15 protein-coding genes are annotated in these 14,876 nt (G+C 51.4%); 13 read left to right on the top strand and 2 right to left on the bottom strand.

The annotated features are described in order from the left end of the window. Positions 1-4: 4 nt before the first annotated feature. Positions 5-1,408: a DNA polymerase III subunit gamma/tau gene (dnaX, locus tag TSP01S_RS08170; protein ID WP_041077653.1), complete on the bottom strand. Its 1,404-nt coding sequence runs from the start codon at positions 1,406-1,408 to the stop codon at positions 5-7. 38 nt (positions 1,409-1,446) lie between these two features. On the opposite strand from dnaX, the gene TSP01S_RS08165 reads away from it, so the two are divergent. The 4 genes from TSP01S_RS08165 to TSP01S_RS08150 are packed head-to-tail and all read left to right on the top strand — an operon-like array spanning position 1,447 to position 4,797. Next, positions 1,447-1,992 carry a transglycosylase SLT domain-containing protein gene (locus tag TSP01S_RS08165; RefSeq protein WP_231848552.1) on the top strand — a complete coding sequence of 182 codons (546 nt, stop codon included), beginning with the start codon at positions 1,447-1,449 and terminating at the stop codon, positions 1,990-1,992. Beyond that, the gene (locus TSP01S_RS08160) at positions 1,979-2,632 is read left to right on the top strand and encodes a response regulator transcription factor (protein WP_231848551.1); all 654 of its coding nucleotides are present in this window, start codon (positions 1,979-1,981) and stop codon (positions 2,630-2,632) included. The genes TSP01S_RS08165 and TSP01S_RS08160 overlap by 14 nt, the downstream gene beginning before the upstream one ends. Further along, complete coding sequence (locus TSP01S_RS08155; RefSeq protein WP_041077647.1) at positions 2,616-3,911, top strand: sensor histidine kinase; 1,296 nt, start codon at positions 2,616-2,618, stop codon at positions 3,909-3,911. Before TSP01S_RS08160 ends, TSP01S_RS08155 begins: the two co-directional genes overlap by 17 nt. A gap of 13 nt (positions 3,912-3,924) precedes the next feature. Continuing rightward, positions 3,925-4,797, top strand: a complete 873-nt coding sequence (locus TSP01S_RS08150) for a DUF1385 domain-containing protein (protein WP_041077645.1) — start codon at positions 3,925-3,927, stop codon at positions 4,795-4,797. 1 nt (position 4,798) lies between these two features. Here the strand turns inward: TSP01S_RS08150 and TSP01S_RS08145 are convergent, their stop codons facing one another. Beyond that, entirely contained in the window at positions 4,799-6,295 is a 1,497-nt protein-coding gene (locus TSP01S_RS08145; protein ID WP_041078661.1) for an HD domain-containing protein, read from the bottom strand. Positions 6,296-6,353: 58 nt separating this feature from the next. On the opposite strand from TSP01S_RS08145, the gene TSP01S_RS08140 reads away from it, so the two are divergent. From TSP01S_RS08140 to TSP01S_RS08100, 9 genes are read left to right on the top strand one after another with little or no spacing between them, the layout of a single operon-like run. Then, on the top strand, positions 6,354-6,977 hold the full coding sequence (locus TSP01S_RS08140) for a TIGR03936 family radical SAM-associated protein (protein ID WP_041077643.1): 624 nt from the start codon (positions 6,354-6,356) through the stop codon (positions 6,975-6,977). Further along, positions 6,974-7,348 (top strand): response regulator transcription factor, encoded by a 375-nt coding sequence (locus TSP01S_RS08135; protein ID WP_041077641.1) that lies wholly within the window; start codon positions 6,974-6,976, stop codon positions 7,346-7,348. Before TSP01S_RS08140 ends, TSP01S_RS08135 begins: the two co-directional genes overlap by 4 nt. Beyond that, the gene (locus TSP01S_RS08130) at positions 7,338-8,690 is read left to right on the top strand and encodes a PP2C family protein-serine/threonine phosphatase (RefSeq protein ID WP_041077640.1); all 1,353 of its coding nucleotides are present in this window, start codon (positions 7,338-7,340) and stop codon (positions 8,688-8,690) included. The genes TSP01S_RS08135 and TSP01S_RS08130 overlap by 11 nt, the downstream gene beginning before the upstream one ends. A 19-nt stretch (positions 8,691-8,709) precedes the next feature. After that, on the top strand, positions 8,710-9,471 hold the full coding sequence (locus tag TSP01S_RS08125; RefSeq protein ID WP_041077639.1) for a YebC/PmpR family DNA-binding transcriptional regulator: 762 nt from the start codon (positions 8,710-8,712) through the stop codon (positions 9,469-9,471). After that, complete coding sequence (locus tag TSP01S_RS08120; RefSeq protein ID WP_041077638.1) at positions 9,468-10,229, top strand: hypothetical protein; 762 nt, start codon at positions 9,468-9,470, stop codon at positions 10,227-10,229. Before TSP01S_RS08125 ends, TSP01S_RS08120 begins: the two co-directional genes overlap by 4 nt. Further along, entirely contained in the window at positions 10,198-11,013 is an 816-nt protein-coding gene (locus TSP01S_RS08115) for a CheR family methyltransferase (RefSeq protein WP_041077636.1), read from the top strand. The genes TSP01S_RS08120 and TSP01S_RS08115 overlap by 32 nt, the downstream gene beginning before the upstream one ends. Then, entirely contained in the window at positions 11,013-11,456 is a 444-nt protein-coding gene (gene lspA, locus TSP01S_RS08110; protein ID WP_041077634.1) for a signal peptidase II, read from the top strand. The genes TSP01S_RS08115 and lspA overlap by 1 nt, the downstream gene beginning before the upstream one ends. Next, the gene (locus tag TSP01S_RS08105; protein ID WP_041077632.1) at positions 11,431-12,348 is read left to right on the top strand and encodes an RluA family pseudouridine synthase; all 918 of its coding nucleotides are present in this window, start codon (positions 11,431-11,433) and stop codon (positions 12,346-12,348) included. Before lspA ends, TSP01S_RS08105 begins: the two co-directional genes overlap by 26 nt. Next, entirely contained in the window at positions 12,345-14,876 is a 2,532-nt protein-coding gene (locus TSP01S_RS08100; RefSeq protein WP_041077630.1) for a helix-hairpin-helix domain-containing protein, read from the top strand. Before TSP01S_RS08105 ends, TSP01S_RS08100 begins: the two co-directional genes overlap by 4 nt.

Below are 14,876 nucleotides of genomic sequence, written 5' to 3'. Positions count from 1 at the left end.
CTCATCACTCCTCTATCCTGATCCTGCCTGGAAACATCTTCTGCAACTTTTCAAGCAACTGCCTTTCGCGCTCTTCATCGAGTTTGAGTTCGACGTCCACACTGGATTTGAGTTGGGTCTTGAAGAGGTACTCCAGTTCGAACAGTTTTTCTCTCAAATACTCGTACTGAAATCTCTGCGAAGGTAAAAGCGATATCTCTATTTTGTTGTCTTTCTTAGAAACCTTGGCCTGGACCAAGGCCACGTACATGGCCATATCGCCATGTTCTTTCAGATATTCCAAGACCTTGGAGATATCTGCTGTCTCACTCTGCTGGGGTTGTTCTTCCACCTTTTGTACTTGTTCTACTCGCTGCTGGACCACTGTTTGCCCGACGGACTCTGTTGTTTTTGCTTTCGCACTTCTCTTCATCGCGATGTCCATCGAGAGCAGTTTGCACGCTATTCTCTTGTTTTCGAAGAGTCTCAACTCGCTGGCCATGTTCATCAGGTCTCTCGCTAAAGCGATAGTTTCAACGGAGGGATCTGCTGCGATCGTTTCCTCCAGTTGTTCCAGACAGAGCTGGACGAATTGGTCGAGGTCGAAGCCGTCCTCATACACTTTCTCGATTATTTCGGTCGCATTCTTTACATCGCCGTTCATGAGTGCTTGAAGGTATTCTCTCACAGTCCTGGCTGGTGCAAGCCCCAGGGCTCGTTCGACCGTTTCAACCGTGATCTTCTCGCCAAAGGCGTAGCTGGATACCTGTTCCAGTAAAGTCAATGCATCGCGCATGCCACCCGAGGCGCGTTTCGCGATGAGGGCGAGGGCTTCTCGGTCTGCGTCGATTCTTTCCTGTGCAGCGACACGGATGAGATGCTGCAGAATGTCCGATTCTCTGAAGCTTTTAAATTCTATCAGCTGGCATCTCGAAACGATCGTTGGCGGAACTCTTTCCAGGTTGGTCGTTGCGAGTACGAACACAACACCTTTCGGGGGTTCTTCGAGAGTTTTCAACAGGGCATTGAAGGCTTCCCTTGTGAGCATGTGGAACTCATCGATTATGTAAACTTTGTACGATCCCATCATGGGTTTGAACACCACAGCGTCTCTGATTCTCCTTATTTCGTCTATACCTCGGTTCGAGGCGGCATCGAGTTCGAGCACGTCCGGGTGGTTTCCCTTGTCGATGGAAGTACAGCTATCGCAAACACAGCATGGTTCATAATCTTTGCGGTTCGGGCAGTTCAAGGCCTTTGCCAGTATCCTCGCAAGCGTGGTCTTCCCGCTTCCACGCGGGCCAGAAAAGATGTAAGCGTGTGACACGCGATCGGTTAAAATAGCATTCTGGAGAACCAATTTGGCCTGGAGCTGGTCTATAACCTCGGAGAAGCTCTTCGGCCTGTATTTTCTGTAGAGCGCTTCCATGCGCTTCACCAGACCAGATTATATCAGAAACGGAGGTTGTGCAGAACGTGAAAACCCTGAAGCTGTTGGTGATATTTCTCCTCATGCAGGTGACTCTCTCATTTTCACAGCAAGTGCCTGACTGGTTCACAAAGCTGGTTGTGGAAACGAGATCGCAGCACGGATTGACCACCGATGAAGCCTATGTGGCGAGCCTTTATGAAGCGATCGTCGATGTGAGCAACCGCTTGGGGATAGATTACCTCTTGATGATCGCACTCATACTCGTGGAGAGCGAGTTCAGAAACGTGGTGGGAATGCACGGCGAGCTCGGTTTAACCCAGATAAAACCGGAGACCGCACGGTTCGTCTGCAAGATTTACAACCTCAACGAACCTGAAGATGGTTGGGCGAGGTTGCTGTGGGATCACCGGCTGAACGTAGAGTTCGGGGCGCTCTACCTCAAGTACCATCTCGAAAGAAACAACGGAAACATACTCAAAGCGTTGGAGGCTTACAACGGTGGAAACTCGAGAAGTTCCTATGCTGCCAAGGTGCTGGAATGCTACAGGGAGTTGATGAACCATTCGCTTGCTGATCGTTGAGGATGACCAGAAGATATCACGCCTGTTGCAGATACTGTTCGAGAGTCACGGCTATGAAGTGAGGATCGCCAGGGATGGAGAGGAAGCCTGGCAGATGTTCCAGTTCTTCGATCCTACCGTGGTCGTTCTGGACCTCATGTTGCCTGGAATGGACGGTTTTGAGGTGCTGGAAAAGATCAGATCGATCGATGATGAAGTCGGGGTCGTGGTGCTCACCGCGCGCGGCGAGGTCGAGAACAGAATAAAGGGGCTCAAGAAAGGTGCGGACGATTACGTTCCGAAACCTTTTCATCTGGACGAACTGCTTGCACGCGTCGAGAGTGTGGCGAGGAGGGTGAGAAAGAGAGACAGTTTCCATATAGGTGATGTTGAGTTCTTCCCAAAAGTGAGAAAACTGCGATACGTGGATGGAAAAGAGGTGAACCTTTCGGATAGAGAATCCGCAATACTGGAAATACTCTGTGAGAAAAGGGGTGCGGTGGTCAGCAGGGAAGAATTGCTCGAAAGGGTCTGGGGAGATTCGGAGAACATCAGCCGTAACGTGGTGGATGTGTACGTGAAATACATCAGGGATAAGCTCGGGGATGCCGCAAGGTTCTTGAAGACGGTGAGGGGCGTCGGGTATGTTCTCGACACTTAAATGGAGATTGACGATAACTCAGACGATTCTGTTCTCCTTGGTGCTCGGGCTTGGATTGTTGCTCGCTTACAACGTGACGAAGCAGGTACACATATCCCGTTCCGTAGAGCTGCTGAGGCAAACTGTTACGGCTTATCTGCGCAATCCTGTGAGGGGCGCACTGAGGGCGGGTCTTCCCACAGGTTTGGTCATCATCGACTCTTCCGGTGAGGTCATCCTTGGTACGATTGACACAGAGCACGAAAATTACAGAAAGTTCTTGTCGCACGTTCTTGCGACCAAGAAACCCACTTATTTGAAACTCGGTAACACCGAGTACCTCGTCGTGAAACTGCTGGTCCAGACCTTCGTCGGACAGAACGAGGTGTATCTGCTCTCTCCGGCCGGCGGAATCGGAGACTTTTTGAAGCTTCTGGCACGCATGTTTTTGATCCTCTGGCTGGTTTTCTCTCTGTTTTCATTCCTCTTGGGGCATTATTTTGTGAACAGATCCCTCGCTCCGATGAAAAGGATCACTGAGGAACTGAGAAACATAAACGCATCGGATCTGACCAGGCGCGTCTACGATCCTGGAGGAACGGACGAGGTTTCCGAACTCGCCAGGACTATCAACGAAATGCTGAACAGGCTCCAGCTCGGTTTTGAAATGCAGAACGATTTTGTCAACGACGTCTCACACGAACTGAGGACACCTTTGACGAGCATACAGGGTTATGCGGAACTGATAGAGAAATTTCCCACGAACGGTGAGATCGTCATGGAGTCGGCGCGAACGATCAAGGAGACGGTCCAGCAACTCACGAGCCTCACGGAAAATCTGCTCACCCTTTCGAAGCCGGTCACGAAGGTTGAGATCGTCAAGATGGACCTGCGAAGGTTTCTTCAAGAAGAAGCCGAGGAATTTTCGAAGCAGTTCAGAGATTTCGCCTTCGAAGTCGAGGGCGAGGGATACGGTTGTGCGGATCTGAGGGTACTCCAAATCGTTCTGAAAGCTCTCGTGGAAAACGCGGTGAAGTTTTCAGCGCAGGAAAAGAGGGTTGTGTTACGCTGCGGTGATGGCTGGGTCAGCGTGAAAGATTTTGGCATAGGTATAGACGAATCGGAGAGGAAGAAGATCTTTCAGAGGTTCTACAAATCTGACCGCTCCCGATCCACTCCGGGTTACGGACTGGGCCTTGCTCTGGTGGACAAGCTGGTCAAGGCGATGGGTGGTAGTGTCGAGGTGGTGAGCGAGGTGGGCAAAGGAAGCGAGTTCATCGTCAAGCTTCCATCGTGCTGAAGGAGGCAGTGCTGTGAGGATCGGTGGCCAGGCGATCATCGAAGGTGTGCTGATGCTTGGAAGCAGAGTGTCCATGGCCGTCAGGGATAAAGATGGAAACATCGTGGTGGAAGATCTGTCGGAAAGTTCCGTGACCGCAAACAAACTCTTCAGGATACCTTTTTTGAGAGGATTTGCGAGTCTGTACTTTTCCCTTTACTTCGGTATCAAAGCGCTGAACAGATCCGCCGAGCTGAGCAGCGGTGAGAAGATCAAGAAGTCCGAACTTTTCTGGACCACGGTGTTTGCGTTCGCTCTTGCACTTGGCCTGTTCGTCGTTTTACCGATGTGGATCACCGGGCTTTTCGGTTTCCTGAGGAATAACGAAATCGCCTTTGCCATCGTTGAAGGAATCCTACGGTTGATCCTCTTTGTTCTCTACGTGTGGATCATATCTTTCTTTCCAGACGTGAAGAGGCTCTTTCAGTATCACGGAGCCGAGCACATGGCGATCAACGCCTACGAAAACGGTGAACAGCTCCAGCTGGAGAAAATCAAAAAATACAGCACCATCCATCCCCGCTGTGGTACCAGCTTCGTGATGATATTTTTGATCTTCTCTGTGGTGATGCTTTCCCTGGTCAGTCCGCTCGCTTCGAAGAGCTTCGTCTGGAGGCTCTTCAGCAGGCTGATTTTTCTCCCCCTGACTGCGGGTTTTGCTTATGAACTACTCCGGATCTTGGCAAAAAGGCCAAAGTTTTTGAAAATTCTCTTCTATCCGGGTTTGTTCTTTCAAAAGTTGACGACCGCTCAACCCGATGACTCGCAGCTTGAGGTAGCGATCGCGGCTTTGAAGAGGGTCCTGCCCGATTCGGATAGAAGCGAAGGACCAGAATATCTGGGTTGACTCACCAGCGTGTTGTGAGCTGAAGCTTCACACTCGGTACGATGTTGTATCTGGTCAGCAGGTCCCTGACGTCCTCGGTAACGTAGACACGCACGATCTGGACCAAATTGCTCGCCAAAAGCTTGTACGCGGGATAGTTCTTCACATAATCTTCGAGAGATATCACGGCGTCGGTCTGGGGTTCGTACAGGAAAACGTTGCTGTTGACGAATTCCTGCGGATGTACGAGAGACAACTTGTACGGTGTGTCGGATTTGAACACAACCTCGAAGTCGTCGAGCAACTTTCTCAACATCCTGCGGTCTTCGTCTGGCACTTCCTTTGAATCGACGAGTTTTTCGAGCCGCAGTCTTATCTTTTGCAGGGTGTCCGCAACGATTCCGACGCTCATCACGTAGGGATCCGCACCTTCAGCGGTGAAACTGATCTCCACAATGAGTTTCCACAAATCCCTGGTCTCCAGCCTTCGCAGAATCTTGTACGCCTCGACGATGTTGTACTCGTTCTCGTCCAAATCGGAACTTTCCAGCTCGCTCTCATCGTTGACTCCATATTTCTCGAATATTTTTCTGGCTTCGAGTTTTATCTCCGCGAAGAGCGCCTGGTCTGTGAGATCGAGGAACTTTTCAAGATCGTTCACTCTCTCGGCGAGCCTGAGGGGTTTGTAAACGAGCGACAGTATCTCCTGTATCATCAGGTCTGCGGCTCTTGAAGTTTTGTGGAAATAAACGTTCTTGTACATCATGAACCTTCCAAAAAGACTCGTGTAGATCTGATCCAGCACTTTCACGTGGTAACAGAGGATAGGTTTGGAATCCTTCGTTTTCAAGTAAGAGTTCCTGATTATCCTGTCCACCGCTCCCACACCGAAATGGGTCGTCCCGCTGTAGTAAGAATCCCGCAACAGGAAGTCCAGTCTGTCCGCACCAAGTGGCCCCTGAACAACGTTGAACTCTGCGGCACCCTTTTCTTCACCTTTGAAGACTTCGTTCACCTGTTGCATGAGCATTCTCAAACTCTCGACGGTCACGTCCTCGATACCTATGGTCTGCTGAAGGTCCCTCCTGATGGCTTCTTTCTTCCTGGGTTCGGATATCTTCTCGTAGGCCTTGGACATCTCTATCGGCATCAACTCCAGCAGAATTCTTTCTCTGTGCTCATCGTGACCGTCCTGCAAACCCATCCTGCGGTAAACCACGTCGTCGAACTGGTGACTGAAGGGACCATGACCAACGTCGTGCAGCAGGCCAGCGAGCCTTATTATTCTCCTCTTCGCGTGTTCCTGGAACAGTCTTTCTGCGTACAACCCGGCGATGTGCATCACACCGAGTGAGTGCGCGAAACGTGTGTGACTCGCGCCGGGATAGACCCATTCGGCTCCCACGAGCTGGGAGAGTTGCCTGAGCCTCTGCACGGGTCTCGTATCGATCGCGAGCAGTTCGAGTGGGTAAAGGAATATCTCCGAATGGATGGGGTCCCTCGAAACTTTGTAGTACAAGTTTTCGCCTCCAAACATAGTATAATCGAGCGGACAAATCGTTCTGCGGGTGATCGTGGTGTACGCCGTTCTCAGATACAAGAAGATCGGTTTGCTGCGTTTTCTTTCCGCCATAGACACTTCCAACGCTGTGGAGAGGAACCTCAGGCGGGCCGGTGCGGCTCTCGAATTCAGCCAGGGTTTTCATAAAAAGCCGAGGGTCTCTTTTCTGGATCCCGCACCCACAGGGGTTTTCGATCTGGCACTGTACGTCAGAGTTCGTTTGCAACAGTACGAAGCAGATCTGCTCCAGCGACTGCAGGAAACTGCTGTGGAAGGTCTGTGGCCAGCACAATTGTGGTGGACGGACCTGGATATCAACAAACTTGTGACAGGTTATCTCTTCAGAATTTTTGTATCGGCAGACTGTGTTGATCTCGTTCGCTTCGATCCTCAGAATCGAATTTTCATTCCTGAGAAGGATAAATCCGGAACGTTGGGAAACTTTTTCAAAGGTGTTCACTTTAAAAAACTTGGCAAATTTATTGCTATAGTGTATTATCAAGACAGAGGAAACCTTGTCAAAGCGAAGTATCTGTACGAATCGCTCCTCGTGAAAGACTGTCCCGTGGTACTCGTTCAGAGGCTCGAGGCGATGTGTGGTGACATCGGACTGAGTGAGTACTTGGAGGCGAAACGTTGAGCTGCAGAGTGCTGGTTGTGGATGATTCCGATGTGCTGAGAAAGATCGTGGGCTTCAACTTGTCCAAGGAAGGTTTCATCGTCGAAGAAGCGCGCGATGGGGTGGAAGCCCTCGAGAGGATGGCATCTGCCAAGCCGGACCTCGTGATACTCGACATCATGATGCCTCGCCTGAACGGTTTCGAGGTACTGAAACGTATGCGCACCGATCCTGAACTTTCAAGCATACCCGTGATCGTGCTCACTGCCAAGGGTGGTGAAGACGACGCCAAGACAGCGCTGCAGAACGGTGCGAACGGTTTTCTCACCAAGCCGTTCAGTCCTGTCAAACTCATCGAGGAAGTGCGGAGAGTGACGGGGTGTGCCGGATAGCTTCGAAGCTGTCTACGAGAGACTGAGCAGGTTTGCAAAGATGCTCTCGGAAAATGGGGCGACGGACAGGAAAGAAGTGATGAAGCTTCTGGAACAAGTACTGGAGCAGATGAAAACACTCCGTCACGAGTACACCAATCTTTTGAACGAGCATTTGGAGGAACTGACCAAAACCTATCAGGAAGTAGCCACTCTCTTCGAACTGAACAGCATCTTCGCGAACGTTGTGGATCCTTCCGAAGTCCTCGAAACCTTGAGTGATGTGCTCAGGCAGACCATACCGTTCAAAGCGATCGTTGTGGAGCTGACGGTGCTGGGAAAGAAGATGGGTTACGAAAAAAGTTTCGACCAGATCGATTCGATCTCCGTGGCCAAGGATTTGCTCGATACTCTCGAGGGTGTTGTGCTGGTAGAACCCGATCACGGGATGAAAGTCAAGAATCTGCTCTCCGTTCCTGTGAGGAGTGGAGGAACCAGCTGGGGACGCATAACCTTGATCGAGAGGGATAACGGCATTTTCACCGCTGCGGACAGGAAAATGCTCGAAGCCGCGGCGTTCCAGCTGGCAGCAACCTGTGAGAGGTACACGCGTCTGTGGAGGGAAATCGAGAGACAGAGGATCAGGGAACAGCTCGAGATCGCCAGGCGTATCCAGATGAACCTTCTGCCCAAGCGATTGCCGAGTTCGGAACATTTCGAGATCGCCGCGAGCATGACTCCTGCCGTGCAGGTTGGAGGAGATTACTACGATGTGATTCCGGTGAGGGGATGCATCCTCGTTACGGTCGCCGACATTTCTGGCAAAGGTATTCCCGCGGCTCTGCTCATGACATCCTTGAGGAGCACGCTGAGGGTACTCGCGAAAAACTCTTCCGAGCTTTCCCATCTGGCGAACGAACTGAACAACGTCCTGTGCGACGATCTGTCGGAAGACAGGTTCGTGACGATCGTGCTCATGTGCCTTCACAGAGACGGAAGAGTCTGTATGATAAACGCGGGTCACAATCCTATCTTGTTGATGCACAGCGATGAGGTTTCCCTCATAGAGGCTCATGAACTTCCCATGGGTATCATGAGAGATGTGGACTACAGGGAAATCGAGATCGGTTTGCACCCGAACGATACGCTTCTGATTTATACCGACGGTGTTACGGAGGCGAGGAACGAAACTGGAGAAGAGTTTGGTCTGGAAAGGCTGATGACAGTCGTGAAAAGCTCGAGAGAAGTGTCTGCGGATGAAATCATAACGAAGGTTCAAAACGAGCTGAAGCGTTTCTGCGGGGAAGCACCCCAGCATGACGATTCCACGATGTTGGTGGTAAAATACTTGAGACGAGACTGAAGGGACGGGAGGTTGGAACATGTCTGGTCACAACAAATGGGCGAACATAAAGCACAAGAAAATGGCTCAGGATGCGAAGAGATCCCAGTTGTTCACGAAACTCATACGTGAGCTGATCGTCGCCGCGCGTGAGGGAGGAGGAAATCCGGATACTAACCCGCGCCTGAGGGCAGCCATCGAAAGGGCCAAGGCGGCGAGCATGCCGAAAGAAAACATCGAAAGGGCTATCAAAAGGGGCACAGGAGAAATAGAGGGTGCGGAATTCCAGGAAATCATTTACGAAGCCTATGCACCGGGTGGAGTTGCGCTGTACATCAGAACGCTGACAGACAACAAGAACAGAACTGCGCAGGAACTCAGGCACGTTCTGAGCAGACATGGGGGCAGCTTGGCGGAGCCTGGCTCGGTGGGCTGGGTGTTCGAGAGGAAGGGCATCGTGGAAGTGCCGAGGGAACAGATCGCGAACATTGAAGAATTGATGATGCTCGCGATCGACGCGGGAGCCGAGGACATAAAAGACCAGGAGGATCCTGTGAGGATCCTATCGAGCCCCGAAGACGTCATGAAGATAAAAGATGCGCTCGAAGCGAACGGCTACAAGGTCGAAGCGAGCATAGGGTACGTACCGAAGAGCACCGTACGGGTCACGGGTAAGGATGCGGAAAGGCTTTTGACGCTTTTGAACGCCCTCGAGGACATGGACGACGTGCAGGAAGTGTTTTCGAACTTCGAGATGGACGACGCTGAGATGGAGGCCATCCTGTCACAGCTTGGCCAATGAAACTCTGCACGGCGTTCGTACTTTTCCTGACCGTAACGGTTTTCGCGGCGACGATCAATTTAGACTGCGCGCTGGGTAGCGATGCGTACTTTGGGATAAGGATAGTGCCGCGTGTCGAATTCTGGCGTGTCAGCGCCGTCTTGGATGTTCCCCTCGGAGTAAAACTGGAGGGGAACTGGTCTTTGCCCATCAGCTCACCCGTTGAAAATCTGAAATACCTCAACATCGATCTGGAACCAGGTGGAGTTCGTTTCAACGCTCCGTATCTGGTTCAAACCATTTTTTCGAACATCGATTTTCACAATCATTCGCTGGTTGCCTGGGCTTTCGACGGTGGCCTGGGTGTCACGTTCGGTTCTGAAAACGCGCTGTTCTTCAAGACGTCTTTCTTCAACGCATGCATAGATTCAGAAGGGCAACACCACTTGGGTTTCACTCTTCCAATCGGCTCGGCGCAGGTGGGTGGTTTCGTCTCGAGCCGAGGATACGGTGCGGGAGTTCTCTTCGATCCGTTCATGTTTTTCGTCATCCCTGGTAATGGTTTCCGATTCGCCGTCGAGCGGAAGAACGTTTATCTGATCGGTCAGTATCTGGATCAGACTTTTTCAATTTCCATGGGCTGGATCAAAGATGAGGAATGGTTTTTCCTCGGGACCAACGGCCTCGAAGCGAGGATAAAATTGGGTCAGATTGCTGTCGTTATGAAACTGCAGAAGGAGCGGTGGTATGCAGGATTTTCTTTCCCAGTCGCCTGGTGAACTGCCCATGGAAGAGTTCCAGTGGTTCGTTAAAGAAGTTCACAGGCATTTCGGACTGGATCTGAGCGGTTACAAGCCACACCGAATGAAACGCAGGATAGAAATACTGATAAGAAAGTACAGATTGTCCTCCTACAAGGAGTATCTGAACCTCTTGCTGACCAACAGCACCGTTAAGGAGGAGTTCCTCGACAAGTTGACGATCAACGTGACAGAATTCTTCAGAAATCCGGAGAAATGGTGGGAGCTGAGGGACAAGTACCTCCCCGAACTGCTCTCTCTATCCAGATCACGCTTCAAGGCTTGGAGCGCGGGATGTGCCAGCGGTGAAGAACCTTACTCGCTCGCGATTTTGCTCGAAGAATTGAACGCACCTGCTGGCGCGTACGTACTGGCCACCGACATAGATGACAAAGCGCTTCAGGAGGCCAAAAACGGTGTGTACGAGCCACGGTCCATGATCAGTACACCAAAATCATACATCGATAAGTACTTCGAGATCGTCGATGGGTTGTACAGAATCAAGGACGTGGTGAAGAAACGCGTGACTTTCCAGAAGCACAACATGCTTCAAGATCCCTTCCCACAGGGTCTCGATCTGATAATATGCAGGAACGTGGTCATCTACTTCGAGGAGAACGCCAAAGCGCAGCTCTATCAAAACTTTGCGAAAGCTTTGAGGATCGGTGGCATGCTGTTCGTGGGAAGCACCGAGCGCATCTTCAACTACAACGAACTGGGTTTGAGAATCGTCAGTCCCTTCTTCTATCAAAGGGTGATGTGATGTTCTGGATCACTTTCGTGGTCTTGGTGGATCAGTTAACAAAGATGCTGGTTGAGCGATTCCTGATCGTACCAACTTTCGTTGTTCCGGGTTTCGTCTGGCTGAGTTACACCAAGAACACTGGAATTGCGTTCGGCATGTTTGCAAGATCCCCATGGGTGCTCTGGGTGACGTTCTTCGCGACGTTTTTTCTATCGCTGGTTCCAAGTTTCGTCAAATGCTCGGCCTTGACGAAGATCGGTTTACAGATGATCGTCGGTGGCGCGATCGGTAACGTGATAGACAGGTTCAGACTCGGGTACGTCGTGGATTTCATAAACGTTAGGTATTTTCCTGCGGTCTTCAACGTGGCAGATTTCTTCATAAGCGTGGGTGGAGTATTGGTTCTCGTGAGCCTCTTGAGGGGTGAGGCACCTCTTGACGATAAGGGTGGGCAAGAATGAAGCAGGGCAGAGGCTCGATCTTTTCCTCCTTTCCCGACTGCCAAAGATCATCTCGCGTTCCTTCCTTCAAAAACTGATAAAGGAAGGCCAGATAAAGGTTAACGGCAGGATAGAAAAACCCAGTTACAGGGTCAAACCTAACGACGAGATCACGCTGCCGGACCGTCCGGCTCCCAAACAGCTGGAGATCCTACCTGAACCCATAGAGCTCGAGATTCTTTACGAGGATCAGGACATCATCGTTGTGAACAAACCTGCGGGAATGATCGTTCATCCTATTCCTTCACACACGAGCGGTACTCTCGTCAATGCGCTGTTGTACCACTGCAAAGATCTTCAGGGCATAGGTGGAGAGCTCAGACCTGGCATCGTCCACAGACTGGACAAAGAGACCTCGGGAGTCATGGTGATCGCCAAAAACGATCTCGCTCACAGATCGTTGTCACAGCAGTTCAAAAACAGAGACGTGTTCAAAATGTATCTGGCCCTGGTTCAGGGCAGGCCAGAGAAGAGCGAAGGCGAGATACAGATCAACGTTGCTCGGCATCCGACTCTGAGGGTGAAGATGACCGTGGCGAAGGAAGGTAGAGTCGCACTGACTCATTACAGAGTGCTGAAGAGTTTTGGCCAGTTAGGATCGCTCGTAGCTGCGTATCCGAAAACGGGTCGAACGCACCAGATAAGGGTTCACATGAAATACATAGGCCATCCGATAATGGGTGATAAACTCTACGGTAGAGCCGATCCCATTCCTGTTGGTAGGCAGATGCTCCACGCTTCGATTCTGCAGTTTACACATCCAAGAACGGGTGAGCGTATGAAGTTCATCGCTCCGCTCCCTGAAGATTTCAAGGCCGCGTTGAGACGTTTGTACGAGGAGTCGCCGAGATGATTCCCTGTATCGTTTCACCTTATTCGTTCGATGGTTCCGTAGTTAGACTCGAACAACTCGCTCAGTTCGCGAAGGAGAAAGGCTTAAAATCTTTGCTTCTGGCGGACACCAATTTTCATTCCGTCGTTCTTTTCAACGTTTTGTGCAGGCAAAACGGGCTCATCCCCGTTCACGGTCTCAGGATGAACGGAAAGATCTATTACGCGCGTGATCGCGAAGAATTTGAAGAATTGGTGAAATCGTACAACGTGAACCGCGAACCTGGACTGAATTTCTTGCGGCTCGACGATGTGAAACTCATCTACCATCTGGACCGCTCGTGCTACGATGCTCATCTGTTCATGGCGCGTCTGGTTGGTGCACAACCGCAGGAACCTTGTGATCTTCCCGATGTCCTCATCGACCCTGCTGCGGCGCTCGGCGCGAGTGCGTACGAACTGAAGGTTTCTCACAAACTTCTGTCTCCTCGATCGGGTTGGTTGGACGAGCTTCTGCACGGTGTCCAGGGAGATCGAAAGATGAGGCTTTCGAGAGAAATAGAACTGGTGAAGAGGCTCGGTTTTGAGTCTTACTTTTACACCGTGAAGCGCATCGTCGACATCGCAAAAGAGAATCAGATCCTGATCGGGCCGGGTAGAGGCAGCGCCGTGGCGAGTCTTCTGGCTTATCTGCTCGGCATAACGTCCATCGATCCGATCGCACACGATCTGATGTTCGAACGGTTCCTGCACGAAGGGCGTACCGAGCTGCCCGACATCGACATCGACGTGGCCGATGAGCAGAGGGAACAGTTGCTGAACCTCTTGAAGCGATCCTTCCCCTACTTCGCACAGATCTCAGCGTTCGTTACACTGACTGAGAAGAATCTCACCAGCGAGGCTTCAAGACTCAATTTGAAGCTGAATCCGAACGTGCTGAAGTGCCTGGTTGGCCTGCCTCTCAGAAGGAGCGTTCATGCGGCTGGCATCATCGTCGCGGCTGAGCCGCTGAACCTGCCCCTGGTGCCCTCGGCGGAAGGGCCGATCGTCGAATACGACATGGATTCCTTAGAGCGCGTTGGTGTGGTGAAGATAGACCTGCTCGGTCTGAGAACTCTGACGGTGCTCGACAGGCTCAAGAAACGTGCCGGTGTGAGCGCAGTCAAGATTGAAGATAATGAATCGTACGAACTGCTGAGCAGAGGAAAAACCTGTGGAATATTCCAGCTCGAATCGAGGACCGCGAGGAGTCTGTGCAGAACGGTCAGGCCAACCAACCTGAACGAACTTTCGATCCTGCTCGCCATGAACAGGCCTGGTCCGCTCGGTGCCGGACTCGAAAAAACGTACGCGATGAAAAAGCGTGGGTGCGTGAAATTCGATCACGATTTCTTCCCGGAGACTCGCGGAGTGATCGTCTATCAGGAGCAGGTGATGAAGCTCGCGATGGATTTTGCAGGTTTCGATGCTGTGGAAGCCGATCTTTTCAGAAAGGCGATCTCCGAAAAGGATCCAAAGATCATTCAAACTGCGATGGACAAATTCAGAGATAGACTCCGAGAAAAGGGTTACACATCTGAATTCGTTGACAGGCTCTGCGATATCCTTGTCAAGTTCGCTTCCTACGCGTTCAACAAATCCCACAGCGTGGCGTACGCGCATCTCAGTTACGAGCTGGCGTATTTGAAAACACACTGGCCGAAGGAGTTCTTTGAAATCTACATCCGTGAGCATTCCTCGGACCAGTACAAAATCTTTCTCGCAGTCCAGGAGCTCCGCTCGATGGGTTATCGCGTTCTACCACCTTCCATCAACCAGGTCCACACCGACGAGAAAACCTTCCATTTGCCGCTGGAAGCTGTGAACGGGGTGAGCGAATCCATCGCGCGCACGTGCAGACAGATGGCGCCCTTCAACGATCTGAAGGACTTCGTTGAGAAGACGAAACTTTCCCTTTCGACGGTTCAGAAACTCGTGTGGGCTGGGGTTTTCGACGAGATGTACGAGAGCAGAGCGGCTGCGCTGGAGGATTTCGAAGCGGTCCAGAAAGGGTTCGATCAGGATTTGAGCCTGGTTGCAGCCAAAGTCTTCGGAAAACGTGTTGAGAGCAGACAGAAGATATCCTACAGCGAAACGGACATCACCGAACTGGAGATGAAGGCTTTTGGATTCGCGCTGAGCCCGTGGAAGGTTGAATTTGACAGAAAGTTTGCACCGCTGTCGGAAGTGTTCGCCTCGGCGCGAACGCTTCCCGTGGCCGTTAAGGTCTCAGGAAAGTTCGCCAGCGATGGAATGACGATATGTCAGTTGAAGAACAGCCTTCCTGACGGACACTACGTTTTGATCCTCACTCCCGATGGAAACGTGCTCGAGCACGAAAAGCTGGACAGTGTGAGAGGAGTCGTCTACGAAATGGAGAACTGTTTCGACGAGAGAGATTTCGAAGAAGCTTGCGAAACCGAACGCGTTCAAACCGTGCTGTGTGGTAAAAAGGTCCTTCTGGAAGGTGTGAGGCCTCTACTGGACTGGTATCGGATTCGTTTTGTGTGA

The organism is Thermotoga caldifontis AZM44c09 (genome assembly GCF_000828655.1).
GTDB classification, from domain to species: domain Bacteria; phylum Thermotogota; class Thermotogae; order Thermotogales; family DSM-5069; genus Pseudothermotoga_A; species Pseudothermotoga_A caldifontis.
Note: the sequence above shows the minus strand (reverse complement) of the source record. Positions and strands in the feature narration are given on the sequence as shown.

Bases quoted from the DNA above. Each gene is read 5' to 3' on its own strand.
- TSP01S_RS08125 (WP_041077639.1), top strand. From the start codon at position 8,710: ATGTCTGGTCACAACAAATGGGCGAACATAAAGCACAAGAAAATGGCT.
- TSP01S_RS08155 (WP_041077647.1), top strand. From the start codon at position 2,616: ATGTTCTCGACACTTAAATGGAGATTGACGATAACTCAGACGATTCTG.
- lspA (WP_041077634.1), top strand. From the start codon at position 11,013: ATGTTCTGGATCACTTTCGTGGTCTTGGTGGATCAGTTAACAAAGATG.
- TSP01S_RS08120 (WP_041077638.1), top strand. From the start codon at position 9,468: ATGAAACTCTGCACGGCGTTCGTACTTTTCCTGACCGTAACGGTTTTC.
- dnaX (WP_041077653.1), bottom strand. From the start codon at position 1,408: ATGGAAGCGCTCTACAGAAAATACAGGCCGAAGAGCTTCTCCGAGGTT.
- TSP01S_RS08100 (WP_041077630.1), top strand. From the start codon at position 12,345: ATGATTCCCTGTATCGTTTCACCTTATTCGTTCGATGGTTCCGTAGTT.
- TSP01S_RS08115 (WP_041077636.1), top strand. From the start codon at position 10,198: ATGCAGGATTTTCTTTCCCAGTCGCCTGGTGAACTGCCCATGGAAGAG.